General features: G+C 69.6%; 1 protein-coding gene (cut by both window edges). It reads right to left on the bottom strand.

The whole window is internal to a hypothetical protein gene (locus ACFXI3_RS14830; protein WP_378399910.1) on the bottom strand: the coding sequence, 57,318 nt in all, runs 13,687 nt past the left edge and 24,657 nt past the right edge, and what appears here is coding positions 24,658-43,631, spanning codon 8,220 (complete) through codon 14,544 (partial); reading right to left, the first codon wholly in view occupies positions 18,972-18,974. Both codon boundaries (start and stop) fall beyond the window edges.

Genomic DNA, 18,974 nt, shown 5'->3' with positions numbered 1-18,974 from the left:
TCGACCGAGGGCAGCCAGCTCGCGGACCGGTCCGGCCCGAGGTCGCCGCGCGCCGCCTTCACCCTCGCGGCCGACAGCACCCGCTCCGCGCTCCACCGCATTTGCCCGAGCACCTCGTTACGGAAATGCGCCTCCACCTCCGCCTCACGTGCTGCCGGGAACGGCTCGCCGCGGGTGATCGTCACCTTGACCGGCGACATCCGCGCGTCTCCGGTTTCCGAGAGCGCCGCCAGCCCCTCCACCGCCGCGCCCTCTCCGCGCCGCAGCAACCGTACCCAGGCAAACGCCGACATCCGGATCTGTGTCCCCGGAGCCCGTCCCAATGGCACCGACGTCGTCGTCCGCCGAGCCGCGAGCAACTCCCGTGGAGCCTCCCCGACTTCCAGCGCCATTTGCGACGGCCCGTCGTCCTGCGGCACCCGTCGCAAATCCACCCAGAGCCCCAGGCCCGCCACGCTCAGCCTCGGATGTCCTTTCCGCACCAACGCCGCATCGATCATCCCCTCCACCCAGCCCCGCCACCGCAGGTCCGCATTCAGCAGGACTCCGTTGGCGGCGTAGCACACCACACTCACCAGCGGCAGCTCCCGCTGCTCCTGCTCCCGCTCGATCAGCTCGTCCGCCAGCGCGTCGATCGCCGCCGCCAGCTCCTCGTTGTCGGCCACCGACTTCATCCCCGACTTGATCGGCTGAGCCGTTGCCCGCCACACCTCTTGCCACACCACTTCCGGCTCGGCCATCGCCGCCGCGTGTGCGGCGATGGCTACCGGGTCCCTGGCCACCGCTGCCGCGTTCCGAGCCGCCGCGCCCGGCTCCTCGGACGGGAAAGACTTCAAAACCGCCTTGGCCGGCTCCGTGTCGCTCCGGCCCGCAATTGCACCCGCCTCCGCCAGAGCCGTATCCGTCAGGCCGGCGTCGCGCGCTGCGCCGAAGAACGCCTCGACCGCCCGCTCCCGGTCCGCGGCCGGCGCGGCATCGCTCGAGCCAGGCACCTCAGCGAACTCCGCGTGCATCTCGGCCTTCGACCAGTGGTGCACGAATTTCGTCTCGATCTCGGAAACGAAATCGTCCAGCGAGGGCAACCTGTCCGCCGAGAGCCACGACGGATCCCTCTCGGCCCGCGCCCGCGCCGCCGCCAGCGCCCGCGCCGCGCCCATCCGCACCTGCGCACCTGCCAGTGCGATCAGCGCCGCCCGCTTCTTGTCGGTCAAGTCGTAATTCCGGATCACCGTCACCGTCAGCGCCGGCATCCGAGCCTCCTCGGCATCGCCGGCCGCAAACGCCTCCAGGGTCTCCGCCCCCGCCCCCTCTGACCGCCAGAACACCCGCCCCAGCGACAGCCCCCGGACCTCCATCGACGTCGAGGACAAGACCTCCAGTATCACCGGCGACGCCACCCGGAGGCCCGCGACCGGTTTTGCCGACCCCGTCTCCGCTTCCAGCACCAGCCGTGCCGGACCCGGGTGGTCCTTGCCCTCCGCCTTCGCCAACTCGATCACCAGCCCGGCCGCCGCAGCCGACAGTCCCGGCGACCGTTCCGCCAGCGCCTGGTCCACCAACTCGGTCAGCACTGTCCGCCAATCGGCCGGCATGGAGTGATGCAGCTGGGTCGCCGGGCCGTAGAACACCGCACGCACCACCGGCGCTTCCAGTCCCTTCCCACGTGCGTCGACCACTAGATCCGCGATCCGGCCCGCCGCCGTCCGCAAGCTCGCGATGGCCGTGTCCGCAACCCGTACCGCCTGGTACTTGACCTCGCCTTCCCACAAACCGGAACCCGCGCCGGTCCGGTCCGCAGACGGTCCCTGGTCCGCGGGCGAGCTGTCCAGCAAGCTCATGCCAGCCATCCCGGCGAAGAATTCCTCCAGCGCCCTCGCCTCGGCATCCGGATCGGCCTCGCCCGGCGGGTCGTTCCGGGAGAGCGCCACCGTCACCCGTTCGTCCGGCACGGCCCTGCCGGCGGCCCGGGCCTTCCTCGTGGCCCTGACCGAGAGCCGCACAGACGGCATCATCTCGTCCACGGTCGGCAGCTGGTCCGCCGACAACCCGCCTGGCAACCCGCGCCCCTCCCGCGCCGCCGCCAGCACCCTCTCCAGCCCCCACCGCACCTTCGCCCCCAGCTGGCCCTCCATCTGCGCTTTCGCCTCGGCCGTCAGCCCGTTGGAGCGCATCGCGACCGCCGACACCTCCCCCAGCCGCGGATCACCCCCCGAGGCCAACACGGCCAACGCCTCATACCCGGCCCCCTCCACCGCCCGCACCAACCGCGCCCAGGACGACGACCACACTCTCTGGACCCGGGCCTCCGGATTCAGCTCCATCACCACCGACGACGCAGCCCGCAGCCGGTCGATCGGCTCCCCCGGATTGCCGTCCACCAGCAATTCCACCCACGGCGACTGGACATTCCCGCTCGCACGGCGCACCAGATCGACCACCAGCCCCAGCCCGGCCACCGTCAACGCCGAACCCTTCGTCTCCAGCGCCGCATCGATCCTTCCCGCGAAAAACTCCTGCCACGCCTCGTGGATGCCGCCGGTGAGACTCGACGCCTTGCCGTGGAACGCCGCGCGCACCGGCGGAGACGCCAACCCGTCCCGGTCGCTTTCGATCAACCGGACGGCCAGCGCGTCGATAGCCGCTGCCAACGCGGCATCGCCCGCCACTGTGTTCGGACCCGCCTTGCCCGGCTTCGCGTCGGCCCGCCACACCTGCCGAAACTCGATCGCACTCGCCTCGGCGGCCGCAGGCTCAGCCGCGCCGCCGCTGGAACTCGCAGGCTCAGCTGTGCCGGCGCCGCCACCCTCCGGTCCGGCCGCCACGCCGCTGCGCGTCCGCTTGTGCGCACCTGCCGCGGAACGCCCCACCGCGCCGGCGTCTCGCTTCGACCCGGCTCCCGTCCGCGACGAGCCCTCCCCGCCGTTGTCACCCGACCGGACGCTGCCCCTCGCCTTTCTCGTTCTCGAGCCCCGCGCACGGTCGCCGAGCACGACACCGCCAGGAGTCGGGGTCCCGTCCTCGGCCAGATCCCGGACCCGCCCGTCCGGCAACAGCTCCGCCCGGGGGCCTGCCCCGCGCAGCCCGACCGGTCCGCGGTAGCCCAACTCGCGCACCTTCGATTCCAGAACGCCGATCTCCGGCCGTGCCCACCGCGGGCACGTCACCAGCACCACACCCGCCTGCGCCCCCTGCGCCGCCAGCACGCCCAGCCCGGCGAACAGCCTCCCCAGCGCCGCGTTGTCCAGCACCACCACACGGCCTTTGGCCTTGACCCGGTAGCCCGCCTCGCCGCGGTGCGCCACCACGGAATACCGGTCCTCGCCCGGATCCGGAACGTAGCGCCGCATCACTTTTTCTTCATCGCCGTCGAGCGGGAAAGCCATCCCGAACGATCCCCCGCCAGAACCGAGCGGAACCCAGTCCACGTCGCTCACCCGGATGTCGTCCACCAGCAGGTCGTTCATCGCGACCAGGTCCGCGTCGCCCGAACTCCCCACCCGGCGAGCGGCGACAGCGTCCGCGAACAACGCGTCCAGCGCCCGCTGCGCGGTATCCCTCGACTCGGGAGCAACGCCCGGCACCTGCGCCGCGACCTCCTCCGGGTCCTCGATCCGCACCGGCGCAAACCGGGCCACCAGCGAACTCCCGCCCGAACCTTCTTGCGAGGCAACAAAAGCGAGCGCATCCAGATACGCCTGGTGCGCCGGCGCCAACCGCACCAGCTCTTCCGCCGACGCCACCTCCGGAGGCCGCACCCACTCCACGACCTCGCGCCGCCACCGCTCCTGCTCCGCTACCGGCAGCGCCCGCAACGCCGACGCGAGCCACCCCACCACCCGCGGCTCCGGAGTCCCCTCCAAATACCAATCCGCACCAGCCGCCACCACGTCCACCCACAACCGCGCCAGCATCTCCTCAGCGGCCGCCTCGCCCGACACCCGGCCAGCCTCCGCCACCCGGTCCACCAACCCCGCGTACAACCGAGCCGACAACCCCGCCGCCGGATCGCCCTCCGCCAACGGCCGCACCGACAACAGCTGCCTTGCCCGCGCCCGCCACACCGACGCCTCCCGCGGATGCCCGTTCAACGACTCCCGCACCACCCCGAACTGCCACAACCACGCCCCGGAACCCCCCGGATGAACCGGGACCGCCGCCGAACCCTCCTCAGGCGCGTTGTCGATCGCCGTCTCGAACAACCCGGCCAACGCCCGCTGAGCGGCATCGCGCGACTGCGGATCCGTCGCCGGGACCTGCGAAACGACCGCTTCGGGATCGGCGATCCACGCCGGCACAAACGCCGCCACCTGCGCATGGACCTGCCGATAGCGGTCCTGCGACGCAATGAACGCCAACGCGTCCAAATACACCTGATGCGCCGGCTCCAACCGCCACAACTCCTCCCGCGACGCCGTCACCGGCGGCACCACCCGCCCCAACACCCGATACCGCCAGAACAAAGCATCCCCGGCCGACATCCCCCGCAACGCCCGCGCGAACCAGCCCACCACCCGCGGCTCATGCACCGACAACACACCCGCGTCCAACGCATCCAACGACAACCGCGCCAACGCCTCCTCCGCCCCCTTCACCCCTCCCGACCGCCCCGCCTCCCCCACCAGCTCCACCGCCCACCCGTGCCAGTCCGCCGCCCGCCGCGCCCGCCGAGCATTGGCGAACTCCAGCGGCCACCACTGCAGCATCGCCCGCGCCCGCGACCGCCACACCGCCCCCGCTGGGTCTCGTTCCAGCGATCGGGTCGCTGCCCGCGCCCGATCCGCCAGCGTGCCCGTCGAAATCTCGGCAGCGGACTCCTGATAGCCCGGAGCCAGCGCGTGATACGCGGCCAAATATTCAGGAAGGCCATCGCGCTGAGGAGCCAGATACCGCTCGAACTCCGCCGCCGTGCCGCTGCCCGCCCGATGATCCATGAGCCGGACCGCGTCCGTCAGGAGGCGCCTGACCGTGTCGTTGATCAAGCGTTCCATCCCGCTCATGTCGAAGCGGATCTGGTCTCGCTGGGCCACCAGCGGCAGCAGCGCCCTTGCCATCACGTCCCAAGCGCGGGCCTCCAGCGGCGGAGCGAGGCTCACCTGCGCGCTGGTCGTGCCGAGCAGCTCCAGCGCTTTCTCCGTCAGCCTGCGTCGCTCGGCGATGGAATACCGTCCCGATTGGCCCGCCCAGACGCCGGTTTCGGCCTGCCATCGCAGTTCGACCTGACCGACCCTGACCGGATCGGTCAGGTCGAGGTCGCGGAAACCGGTGCCCGGCAGCCCTGGCATGCTGTTCAGCAGAAGGTCGATCCGGAAGTTGATCTGGGCGGTGATCCGCTCCTCGGATTTCCGTGCGTCCATTCGCTGGCCGATGGCGGGTGCCAGCGCTTTCATCATGGTCGAAAGCAGCTTCACCCGGTCTTCGCCGGCCAGCCCGACCGGCAGCCGGCTTTCGCCCTGCTTTCCCACTGCCCACACCAGCTCCGGCTGCCGATAGGGATCCAGCCGCCGCACCCGCACCGGCACGAGCGTGCCGTCCGCCAGCCGCCACGCCGCACCCGGCGTCGGATCGCCCGCCTCGTCCCACGCGGATCCGGGCGGCACGGCACTGCTGGCGAGCAACGGCTCCGCAGCCAACAGCAGATCCTGCGCCTCCGCCAGAACCCGATCGCGTTTCTCCTCGGCCATGCCAGCGAGTTCCTGGGTACCCGACTTGACGTAGCGCCTCCATCGCCTCTGGTACCACTCGAAGTAGTCCTGCCGGTCCCGGGTGATCGCGTCGAGTGCCACGCTCTGCCACCGCGACACGGCCACTGACTCGGGCACGTTCCATCCCTCGCCGTCGGGCGCGGGCACCGGCCCGTTCCGCGTCCAGGTTCGCGCCCGTTCCGCTGCCTCGCGCAGTGGCTCGACCGCGTGCCAAGCGTCGCGCCAATTACGCCGGGAGAGCTCTGCGGCGAGGAGCGTGACCAGTTCCGCGTACATGAGCCGCTGCACTGCCGCATCCGGTCCCACCCCGGCGACCGTGTCCGGCATCTCGCCCAGCAGGACCACCGCAGCACGACGGAGGCTCTCGATCTGCTCCGGACTTTGGGACTCGGCGGACGGCTCGCTCGTCGACCGCGACGACATCGCGCGCCGCTCCGCCCAGAACTCCCGCATGAGATCCTGTAACGGACCATCCGCATCACGAACCGCGGTGAACGCACGGCGCAGCGCGCGTGCCTCCTCCTCGATCGGAAGGACGGTCATCGCCGCGACTACTCCGGACACTACCGTGTCCCACAACGAGGGCGCGCGAACCCGCGCCTCCACCGCACCTTCAAGTTCACTCAGCAGCAGTTCGTTCGCCAGGTAGCGCAGCTCGTCCACATATCCGGTGCCCGCTCTCTCCTCGATCCGCGCCAATGCCACACCGATGTCCGCACGGTCCAGGCCGAGATCCCGCAGCACGGCGGACTCCGTCACCTGCGCCTGGCCGGCCAGCCGGCCCTGCTCGTCGGGGCTGCCCAGCCCGTCCAGCCGGCTCAGCGCGTCCGGAAGGCCCAGCCGTGCGGCCTCAGCCCAGACCGCTTCCTCGTAGTTCGCCGCCACCGCCGCCGTCACCCGGTCCCACAACGACTCCTGCACCCGCGGCGCCGGACCCCGATCGGCCGCCGGCACGGGACGCTCGCCCAGCACCGACCGGGCGACGTCCATCCCGGCCCCGTCGTGGTCGCGCAGATACTCGTCGCCGCGTTCCAGCGCGTCCTGCGGCATTCCCTCGAATTCGGCTTCCGACGGCAGCGACCCGGCGTCGCTGCCCGGGCTGGACGGTCTCGGACTGGCGGGCCCGGCGCTGTGTCCCGGACCGGAGCCGGGACCGCTGACGGAACCGGAGACGGTGCGGGCATCGTCCGAGCTGCCGGAACCAGCCAAGCTGTCGGAGCCATCCGAACTGTCGGAGTCGTCGTCATCCGATTCTCCCTCACCGAGGACCCAGAGCGTATCCACCTCGCCGAGGTCCCAGATCGTGGTTTCCCAGCGGTAAGAGTCGTTGAAGTCCGCCAAATGCCGGTCCATGTCCGGGTCCAGCGCGGAAATCGCCCGCACCGGGGGCGGGTCGAACCTGCCGTGGCGGAGCTGCTCGATGGCGCGGGAGAATTGCGCGATCGCGTCGTCGAGCCGCGTCGAGGACAGGTAGTGCGTCGCCCGGTAGCCCGCCAGCAGGGACGCACCCGGGTTCAGCCCGCCTCCGGCCAGCCGCTGTCCGATCCGCTTCCACGATTCGAGCTGATCCGTGCTGTGCGACGTCCCCGGCTCCGCCGAGGACGTCGCCTCGAGCGCGGCCTCCGCCTCGTTCAGCGTCCCGGGCTGTTCGGCGAGAACGGTGAGCAGCCAGTCCGCCGCAGCCGGATCGTCCAACCGCCCGGCCAGCCAGTACCGCCACGGCGCCATGAGCCGGGAAAAACCTGGATCGCCCAGAATCTGCTTGCCCTCGGCGAGCCATCGCGCCCGCTGCTCTGGGCTCGGCTCGGGGCCGTCCTCCGCCTGCCCCTTCTTCGCCAAGTCCGCACCGGGGTACACCGCCGCGACCAGATCCGCCGGCCACAGCTTCTTCCGCGCCAGCTCGACCTGTTTCTCGAACTCGGCACCGTCGCTGGACGGCCCGCCGACACGGGCCAGCCACTCCGCTGCGGCCCTGGTGGTCCGCACCTCGGTCGCCACCTGCTCCAAAGATGCGGCATCCGTTCCCTTCCGGACCGCATCGCCCAGCATCCGGCCCGCCAGCCGGTGCGCCGCACGTTCCAGCTGCCATCCGCCGGGCTGGGCATTCCGGCCAGCCGATACCCAGTCGCGCGCCGCAGCCTCGGCGCGTTCCCGCACGGTCGCCACCGCGGCGTCGTGCCTGCCCACGACCAACGCCAGCTCCTCCAGATGCCGCAGTTCCTCGCCACGGCGATCCTCGAATGTCTGCTTCCCCAGCAGCTGAACGCCCCGCTCGATCCAGCGCCGGCGCACCATCTCCTCGGTCACCCCGGTTCCCGGCGCGGGCGGGCGGGTGCCGAATCGATCCCGGAACACGGCCGCGAACCGCCTGCGGAACCTTCGCACCCGCAGGTCGCCGGCCGTCTCGAACGCCCCAGCCGCCGACAGCTTCTCGAACTGGATAGCCAGCCGCTTCGCCCACTGGGCCAAGTCCCGGCTCCACTCCCACCCAGGCCGCTCGTCCAGCTGCCAGGTCGCTGCGGCGACCGCTTCGACCAGCTCCTCGTAGAGCGCGCGCGCTCTACCCTGGACGGCAGTCTCAGGCCCTTCCCCGAGCACGCCGAGCAACGGGCGCAGCGCCAGCGCCGCATCCCGCCGCCACTGCGCCGCCGCCTCAGGCGCCTCTGCCCGCGCTGACTCGATCACCTCGCGCCATTTCCAGCGGCTCGTCTCGATCGCCAGCGGGGTGGCTGCAAGTTCCGGACCCAGTACCGTACCCGCCACCGCGCGCAGCTCCGTCAGCCGCGAGCGGGCCCATGTCCGCTCCAGAAAGTACGCTCGCGCCCACCCGCCGTACCCCGATCTCCGGGCTTCCGCGAACTGATACATATGCACCAGCAGAACCGTTTCCGCGAATGCCTGCGACACGCCTTGAAGACCCTCAATGGACCCGAATACAGTCTGGGCGGCCCGCAGCTGCCCGTCGATCTGCTCGGCAGACAATGTGCCGAGCCAGATCTGCATCCGGGAGATCTCGCCGGCGACGCGCGCCTGCACCCGCTCGATCCGGTCCTCATCGTCTGCGGTCAGGGCTGGCCGGTTCTTCGGTGGTTCCTCCGGGAGGAAGTCCCCGCTGACCGGGAACGGCGACGGAAGCCCCGTCCTCCCGGCCATCTGATGCAGGCCGCGCGCGGTTTGCTCCATCAGCCTTCTGGCCACCTGGTGCGGAACGTCTCCGGTCCGTCGCAACGCCGCGAACCGCTCGACGAAGTTCTGCACCGCCTCCGTGGTTTCCGCGGGTGTGAAGATCTCCTGCTGTTCGGCCGCCGCGAGCACACCGGCAACCTCGTCCAGAAGCCGCTCCTCAGCCGGCGAGTAGGAGCCGTGCGTGTACCCGGCCAGTTCGCCGATCAACCGGTTCCGCAACAGTGCCCACGACGGATGCGAGAGCATCGGCAGCACTAGGCGGGGAACCACCCGAGCCTGATCGGCCTGAACTGTCTGCTTCTCCCAAGCCGCCAACTCAGCCCTGACATCGCGCAGCCGTGCCAGCTGTGCGCTGAGCTCAAAGCTCGCGCGCATCAGTGCCAGCTTCCTGAGGCGCAACGTCTCGATTTCGATGTTCTCCGCCGCTACCCGGTCAGTTCGGCCGCTGGCCTGAGCCGCCGCGTGCACCGCCAGGTGATACGCCAGCCGGTCGATTAACGACCGTCGCAATCGCATCTGCTGCACCGCTGGCGACCCTGCTATCGGAGCCGGGCGGGCCATCTCGTGCGCGGCCCGCGCCAGCCACCGCGCTTGTTCCGCCGTCACCGGAGGCGCGGCCTCGAACGTCTCGGCCAGCAAGGACTGCCAATCCGGGAAAACCTCGTGGAACACCCGCAGCACCGGGACCGGCGCGAACGGCAGCGCCACTGCCCAGGCCGCCCGCATTTCGACCAGGAACGGCTTGTCCCACCAATGCTCGAAACCGTCCTCCCGGGCGGTATCGTCCCCGTAGGTCAACAGCCAATCGTCTGCCTCGACGCCGTGCATCGCGGTGACCATCCGCGCGGACAACGACGCTCCCGACGCGCCGAGCACCGCCCCGATTGTCGTCAGGACGGCATCCCACGTCCGCGGATCCGCCGACGCCCGGGTGATGTCGTCTGATGCCAGCGAATACGCTTCCGCCCACCGGGAAGCGAGCGCCCGGTCCAGGGCAAGACTCGCCGGGAAGTCCACCTCCCGGCCCAGCGCGGTAAACTCCTGCCACATCCTGTCGGCCAGCTGCCGTGCCGCCGGATCCGTCTGCCATTGCGGATATCGCGCCGCGACGACGCTCATCAGATCGGTCAGCAGCCGCGCGCCCTCCGCGGAACAAGCGGTCGCGCTGTCCGCCAGCACGACGCCCGGCAGCAACACGGCCGCCATCCGGCTGAGTTCTTGCTCGTCCATCCGCGACGGCGCCGCCGAGGCCCGTGCCAGCTCCAGCCGCCAGGCGGACCAGTCCCGCATCGCCGCCAGCGCATCGGCCGACGCGGCCGGCGGCGTCTCGCCGGCCTGGTGCCGGGCCTCGTCGAGTTGCCGCTGCAGTTCGGCCCGCAATGCCACCAGCTCCGGAGCCGTCCAAACCCGCTCGAACTCCGCCCGGACCTCCGTCGTCCCCAGCGGGGCAGCCGTCCATTCGCGCAGCGCGGCCGCGTGCGCGGCCAGCACTCGCCCGGTCAGCTCCGCGTGGTCCCCGCCGGCCCTGTCGGCCGACTGTTCGAACAGATCCTCGACCAGCAGCTCCTCCGGCCGCTGGGGTGCACGATCCGGCGAGGCGGCGTGAGCATCGACGAGGCTCACGGGTTCGGACCCGGTTTGGTCCTCGGACCCGGTTACCATGCTTCCCGGGGTCGGGACGTCGTCATCCGCCAGCTCTCGCACCCGGCCGTCCCGGTTGATCTCCACCCGGGGAAGCGTCGGGAACTCGATCGAACCCGGATACCCGAACGCCCGCAACAACGCGAACAACCGCCGGAACCGCTCGTCCCCGTCGACCGTCCCTCGCCGACAGCTGAGCACCACGAGACGCAAAGGCCAATGCCACGTCCCGTCAGGCCGCCGCCCCAGCATCACCATCAACCGCGCCTGCGCGAACTCGTCCACCTCTACCACGCCCCCGCTCCACGGGGCAGGGAACCCGCCCTCCTCCAGGTGCACCACCCACGCATGCACGCCAGCCCCGCCCGCGCCGTTCCCGTACGCATCCCGCAACACCGACTCCTCACCAGCCGAAGTCGGGAACCCCGTCCCCCGCCGCGCCGGCCCCTGCATCAGCGGCATTGCCGACACTGCCCCGAACGTCACCCCCTCGACCATCAGGTCGCCGGGCAGCACTGTGCCCGGCAGCCGGATCCGATCCGCCGGATCCAGCGCGATCTCCCGGAAGAACTCATTGTCGACCAAGAGCTCGCCAGTCAACCAGTTCGTCACAGTCTCCGTCGGAGCGGCGTGGACCGTCCCCGGGCGAAGCAGCCGTTCCCAGCTCAGCTTGAACAGGTATGCCGACGACCTGCCGACGTGCGGGTCCGGTGCGTCGGCAAAGCAGTGGATCAGCAGATTCTGCGTCTGCGGCCCTGGTGCGGCGTCCAGAAAAATGTCGCTGAGGAACACGGCCTGCGCCAGCAGAGTCCCGTCAGGGTCTGCGACGTCGCCCAGCAGGTACGGCACGCCGGTTTCCATCGTCGTGCAGAACAACCCAGGGAAGCCGTGGCCGAGGAGCAGCCACGGGTCCCGTCCCCACCCGGCCGGGACCTTCCCGAGTCGTTTCTTGACCGTGTTGCCTCCCGTGCCCTGGACCTCGACGTAACGGGAATAGCGGTCCTGCATCGGGCCGGCGAACACTCGGCCGAACCGAGAGCGCTCGATAGTCTGCAGCAGGTCCAGTGGGAAGAACTGCCCGACTGCGCGGCCCTGCCGCTCGAGCGCATAGGAGATGAACGCGGTTGGCTCTTCCGCGGGAACCCAGTCGAATCCGGTCGCACCCAACGCGCTGTTGGGCAGCAGGACCGCGCCGCGCGTCGCGTAGACGTTGCGGGAGTAGCCGCCCGAAGCCAGTTCCCGCGCGAACTCGCCCAGCTCGTCCAGCGACGCGTCCCCGCCGAGCGTGACCACGAGCAGCCCGACGTTCCTCGCCCTTCCCGCCATCCGCCGCAAGTCCTTGTCCTGTCTCAGCGCTCTGGCCACCAATTCCGACAGCGATCCGCGGTCCACGGTCTTGTCGCTCCGGAGGACGCGATACTTCCCATTCGGTTCGCGCCAGACCGCCAAGACGACCGGAAGAGGCCCCACGTCGAACGGAGTCGGGGCGACCGTCCCGTCCGGCTTCGTGTACCGGCGCAACGACGCCGGGGTCGTGGACGAGAACCACGTGCTGAAAACCGCAGCCGGCACCGCCGCGCCCGGGCCTGGATCGACGAGCATTCCTCGCAGAGACGGATCTCCGCCCGTCAGGCTCGCCACCACCAGTGCGCCTGCGTGCATCCCCGGCAGCCGGACGATCGCCGACCCCTGCGCCAGCACCGGCGCCCCGCCTGCCATCCGCCACTCGCGGGTCATCGCGAACACCTCCGGGAAATGTCCGGACCGCTGCAATTGCCCGACAAGATCCTGCCCGAACTGACCCGCTTTCGGCCGCGCCCCCGCTGCGGCCGACCACAGCACCAACGGACGCCCCAGCCGGATCGCCGCCAGCACCTGCGCCGTCGCTACCAGCAGATTCGCGACTTCGGCCCCGCTCAGCTCTGCGTGCCGGCCAGCGGGGACCTGCGACCCCGGTGCCAGCCAGGCTTTGGCATGGGTCGCCGCGCCGTCCAGCACCACCACGAACGGGTCCACGACACCCGCCAGCCCGGCCCGCGCGAACCCGCCCGCCCGCACCGCGTCCCCGACCGCCCGGACATCCGCCGCCGACAATGCCGCCGACTCCAGCCCGAACACGTCCCGCGACACCGACACGGCAACATCCTTCGGCTGCAGCCCGATCTCCCGGAATTCCTCCCACGGCGCATGCCCGATCAGCCCGAGGTCGTCCCAGAACAACGGCAATCCGTCGAACAGGTGGACCTGCCACGGCCCGGTCAGCTTCTCCAGCTCCGCCAGGAACTCCCTGGACCGGTCCGGCACGACCCCCGCCGCGAGTGTCTTGCCGAGCACCACGATCAACGGCCCTCGCACGTCGGCGGCCGCCGCGCGCCGCATCACACCGGTGTCCGCGACGCCCCGGGCCATCTCGACCGGCTCGACCGTCGACGGCGCGCCCGCGGTCTCGTCGAACACGCTGAACGACCCGTCGTCGGCCAAGTGCAGCAACAGATGCACCGGCTGCGCCCGCCCGTCCTCCGTCCACGCCGCCCAGGCCGCGACCTCCAGCTCGCGCCGGTCCTGGTTGCCGACGCGATGCGGCCCCAGCCTCAGGTCGTACCGGGCGACCAGCCGCCGCGAGAACTTGACGGAAGCCTCCGCCATCCTCTTTGCATTTGCGCTGATCCCCGGTGCGGCCCCCGGAGGAACGATCAGCCCGTAATCCCGGCCGTCCGCAAGCAGCTCCTCGTATCGCTTGCCCGCCAATGCCGAGCCCAGCACAATGCTGCCCGGGCCGGGACTCTCTCCGTGAGAGAGCTCACGAATGGTCCCGTCGCTCCGCATCTCGACCCACGGCGTGTCCGGATGGGTGACCGGCCCGCGGTAGCCGAGCAGTTTCACGATCGCGGGCAGCCGCCGCATCCGACGTTTCGCGGCCGCCGTCCACAGCGGACACGTCAGCAGCACGAGCCCGCCCGGCCGCTGCCATGCCGGATCCGAGCACAACCCCAACGCGACGAACAGCCGAGCCTTGTCGTACTCGCCCAGCGTCCAGACCCGCCCCTTGGCCTTGACCAGGAACCCGTCCCGGGAATGCTCGAACAGGGTGTAATAGACATCGCGCCGCGGCGGAACGAACCGCCTCATCACCGAATCCTGCGCGGCGTTCACCGGGAACGCGGTCGCGTACGGACCGGCGGTATCGGCCAGCACGATCCGGTCCACGTCGCCGAACCGGATGCCGTCCACCAGGATGTCGGACAAGGCGACCGCACCCGCGACCGGCGGCCGGTCGGCCGGGTCGAGCTTCACCTCCGCGAACGATCCGCCTGAGGCCACTCCCCGGCGACCGACCGACGACAGTATGGCCTCCGTGTCCGCTCCGTAGACCCGGCCTCTGCTGACGTGCTTCTCCCATGCCTCCAACAGGCGGTATCCGGCCGAAACGCCGCCCGGCTTGGCGGCATTACCGAAGCACTGGCCCAGCACCAAGCCAATCCTGGGATCTGGCTGCGCGGACAGGAAAAGATCGCTGAGGAAGATCGCTTTCGCCGCCGCCGCACCGTCGTGCGGAACGTAGTCTCCGTACGTGTAGGGGTCACCCGTGCGCATCGTGAAGAAGAGCTCGCCGGGCAGGCCGTGCCCGTCGACCAGCCATGCGTCAGGGTCCCATGGCACGGGCACGTCGATCTTGACCAGATTCCCGGCGGCGTCGAAACGCCCCGTGGGCTGGGAGTAGTTCGCGTCCCCGGATTCCAGGGCCGTTTGCACAGCCGTCGAGTCCATCGCGGCCATCAGCGGGTATTGCGGGAAGAACTGGCCCCGGCTGGTGCCGTTCTTGTCGACGTGCGGATGGCTGATCAGTGCGTCGGACGACGGCATGGTCGGGTCGTCCTTAAGGAACCCCTCGGCGATCAGCAGCCCGGGTTTGCTCAAGTCGAGGCCCATCGCCGTATAGACAACTCGTGCGTACCCGCCCGCCTGGAGCGCCCGCACCACCGCGTGAGGGTCGATCAGCATCCGGCTCTGGCTGAGAACCAGCAGCGGCTTCCATACCTCGATTCCCGCCATCGTTCGCAGCGGACGATCGTCCCGGATCAGGCTCAGTACTGCTTCCGCCGGCCCCTCGATCGCTTCGCCGTCGCTGCGCACGGCGAGGTAGTTGCCGTTGGCCGCGCTCTGGAGCGCGATGATCACCGGTGTGTGGCTGAACGGAGTCTGTTCCGTGCTTCCGTCCGGCCGCCGGAAGCGTTTCAGCGATCGACCGGTCGCCTTGGCCATCCACTTCGCGAAGACCGCGGCGAACTGATCGTCGCCCTTGGCACGCACCAGGCGAGCCCGTACGATCTGATTCGGATCTTGGCTGGGAGGGCCCTCCAGCGACGAGACCCTGAGGTCGCCGGACCGCAGGCGCGACACCTGCTCGAGTGCCGAATCCCGTCCCAGGAGCAGCCCGCGCGCGTCTGCCCGGAACCCGCCGGTCGGTGCGTAGGCGTCCGGGAAATACCCTTCCGCGTGCAACGCACCCACCAGGTCGAATGCGAAACCGCCGAAGTCGACCCGTTCCGCGCTGCCGGGGGACAGCACGAGCAGCGGCCGGTACGACCGCACTGCCGCGACCACCGCCGCGACGAAAGCCGGATCCTCCAGCATCGGCTTGATGATGTGCCGTCCGCTGAGCTCGGCGACTTGGCCGGTGCCCCGCACTTCTGCCACCGCATGCGTGCTCGAACCGTCCAGCAGCAGGACCACCGGCGAACCACCCCCCGGCAGGTCGAATTTCCCGGCCGCCGACGCCTTCGCTACCTCGTGGAACGCGGCTGGCGTAACCGATCCACCGGCGAAGCCGAACACCAGGTCCTGTGACAGGTATTCCAAGTCCGCCAACCGGTACGGGCGCTCGACCAGCTCCGTCCCGGGTTTGACACCGAGCACTCCGTCGTGCCATCGCAGCACCGCCGGACCGAAATAGGGGACGTATTGCCACGGGCCGGTGAGCCGGCACAGCTCGGCCAGGAAAGCCGGAGTCGGGTCGATCGCGGAACCCGGATCCATCGGTGCGGTAAGCACGATGAGCGGCCGACGCACCGGGCTGAGCAGCGCACGCCGGATCATCGCGGTCCCGGCTACCAGGCGTGCCAGCACCTCGGGTGCGACCGAGCAATAGCCAGGGCCGTGCTTGTTCCCGATCACGTAACGGCCGTCGGCAGCTGCCGCCAAGAACAAAAGCAATGGGCGCGCCCGCCCGTCCTCGGTTCTGGCTGCCCAATCAGCAAAACGCCCAGCACGGTGATCCAGCAGGTCGGTGGGGACAGCCGGCTCGAACTCGGCGATCACGCGCTGCGAATACTGTGTAGACCGCGCCGCCGCCTTGACAGCCATTGCACGGACGGTCTTTTCGGCGACGAGGATGAGCCCGAAATCGGCACCATCGGCATCGGTAAGGTCGTCGAACTCCATGTCCTCCAGCCGAGGAACGACGACCCGCTGGAACTCGGACGGCACCCCGGGTGGTGTCTGCGGAATGCCTGTCACCGCGACTTCTTGATAGGGACCGGCACCCCGCAGCGCGGCGATGAATTCCCCAACAGCCTCGTTGATCTCCTCAGTGATCGCGGAGCCGACTACGACAAGAGCCACCGGCAGATCAGGGCGCGCGGCGATCTCCGACCGATAGCTCCGCATCCGCCATACACGTTCAGCCAGATCCCTGCCAGCCACGGCGAGACCGCTTGCGTCCGCTTTGACGAAGACGACGTACGGGTTCTCGATCAGACCCGGAATCAGTTTTGGCGCCATCGCCGCGCGCACCGCTCGCCAGCCGACGAAGTCCGCCAGGTCCGGAGTGACCGCTGCGCCCAGTGGCCCAGGCCCGAAGTCCAGGTTCAGCACCTGGTTCTCGGCATGGGCGAAGTTTCGCGCGGCCGGGAGCGACCTCGGCGAAGGTGCCAGCATCGCGCTCGCCTGGCTAGGCGGTCCGAGCACGATACTCCCCTTCGCGGGTGTCGCCCCGTCCGGCAGATCGCGCAGGGTGCCGTCGGGAAGCAGCTCGAGCCGCGGCGATTTCGGCGGTTCGAGGAGTCGGTCGTAGCCGCGCGCACGCAGGATCGCCGGCAGCCGCCGCATCCGCCGTGCGGCCGCTGGGCTCCACCACGGGCAGGTCAGCAAGGCGAGCCCCCGTGACCGCTGCGAAGCCTGGCTCGTGAACACGCCGAGCCCGATGAACAGCTTCGCGGCCGCGAAGCTGTCGAGGGTCACCACCCGGCCCTTCGCCTTCACTCGGAAGCCGCCAGTCCCGTGCTCCAGCATCAGCGAATAGGCGTCCTTCGAAACCGGATGCGAGTCCGGATCGAAGGCGGCCATCACCGACTTCGCATAGTCGTTCAACGGGAAACCGATCCCGAATTCGCCGCTGGAGCGGGTCAACGGGATCCAGTCGACGTCGGAAATCCGGATATCGTCGACGAGAAGGTCGGAAAGCGCGACCACGCCGGGCACCGCGAGCTTGTCCGCCGGATCCAGGCGTGCCTTCTCGAATGAACCACCGTCCAGGACAGTGGTGCTTCCGTCGTACGCCTGCCCGATTGCTGCCGTGGCACCGTACACCTCGTCCGGGCGAAGGCTCTGCCAAGTCCGGGCGAACTCGTACACGACCGACCGCGCTCCAGGTTCGGCAACGGCCGTCAGACACTGACCCAGCAGAATGCCGAACTCCGGACGAGGTGATGCCTGTAGGAAGGCGTCGCTCAAGAAGACGGCTTTCGCCGCCGCGCCGCCGTCAAGCGGAACGTAATCCCCGTAGACATAGGGATCTCCGGTACGCATCGAGAAATAGACCTCGCCCGGCGAGCCGTGTCCGTCGATCTTCCACACGTCGGGGTGCCAGGGAATCGGAATGTCTTCGGTTACCGGATTCCCATTCGCGTCGAAAACGCCTTTGCTACGGCTATAGTGCCGCAGCCCGGATTCCAGCCGTGCCCGCGCCGACTGGTAGTCGACGACTGCCTGCAGCGGATCCTTCGGCGCTATCAGGCCCACCGACTTGCCGTTGTGCATGACGTTCGACTCAGTCAGCAGTGCGTCGGAAGCCGGCATGATCCGGCTCGCCTGGTAGAACCCTTCCGCGCCCAAAATGCCCTGTCGCGTCAGGTCAAGCCCGTAGGCAGTGAACACTTGTCGCGCAAATCCGCCCGGGCTGAGCGCCCGCGCGACTGCCTTCGGATCCAGCGGCGCGCCGTCCAAGCTCAGCACGAGCAACGGCTTGTCGACGTCGGTGCCCGCGATCCCCCGCAGCACGCGGTCGTCCCGCAGACCCGACAGCACGTCCGCGAGCGACCCGGCCAGTTCCCGCCCGTCGCTGCGCATTGCGAGGCAACGGCCGTCGGCGGCGCGTCGAAGCGCAATGATCACGGGTGTCGCCCGGAACGGCGTCGTGCGTACGCTTCCGTCGGCACGACGGAACTTCGTCATCGACTGCGCAGTCGCCTGTGCCAGCCAGGCTTCAAGCTGGCCGACGGCGAACCGATCGTCTTTCGACCGGATGACACGCGCATGCACCACCTGGTTCGGGTCGCGGTGGGGCAGCCCTTCCAGCGCCGAGAGCGTGAAGTCTCCGGCGCGCGGCACCGAAACCAGTGCGAATGCCGAACCAGGTTCGAGAACCACCCGGCCACCGGCCATGCGGACCCCGCCGGTCGGTGCCGAGACGGGCTGGAAGAACCCTTTCGTGCGGAGAACACCGGCGAAGTCGAACCCGAAATCGCCGATGTTCACTCGTTCTGCGGCGTTGCCTGAAATGAGGACGACCGGACTGCCCGACTTCAGAGCGGCCACGAACGCCGGATCCTCCAGCATCGCGCGTGCGGAAAGGGCACCGCTGACCTCGGCTACTTGGTTGCGGCCCTTGATTCCGATGGACGCATGGGCGCTCTTGCCGTCCAGCACAACCACCACTGGTCGGCGAGGTCCTGCCAGGCCGTTCACGTCGAACTGTCCATTCGCCGTAGCGCGCTGGGCGGCGGCGAAGACGTCCGGGGTGACCGATCCGCCCAGGAAACCGAACACCGAGCCGCCGGAAACGTAGTCCAGGTCCTTCAGCGCGTACCGCCGCTCGGTGAAGGAGCGGCCGCGTTCCACAGCAAGCACGCCGTTCTGGCTCCGCAGCCTCGCAGGGCCGAAGTAGTCGGGGTTCTCCCACGGCCCGAGAAGCCTCGTCAGTTCGGCGATGAACGCGGAGTTCGGGTTGGGCAGAGTGTCCGGCTCCGCGGACTTCGTGACGACTACCAGCTTCCGACGAACCGGAACGTTGACAGCTCGCTGCATCATCGCGGTGCCGGCCACCAAGCGAGCCATCGCCCGAGGGGGCACCGAGTAGGTGCCGCGATGCACGCTTTCGACAAGGTAGTTGCCGTCTCCGTCGACCTCGAACAGCAAAAACAGCGGCCGGGCACGCCCGTCCTCAGT

The organism is Amycolatopsis sp. NPDC059235, from assembly GCF_042754125.1.
GTDB classification, from domain to species: domain Bacteria; phylum Actinomycetota; class Actinomycetes; order Mycobacteriales; family Pseudonocardiaceae; genus Amycolatopsis; species Amycolatopsis albidoflava.
The sequence above is the reverse complement of the archived record's forward strand: the minus strand, read 5'-3'. Positions and strand labels throughout refer to the sequence as shown.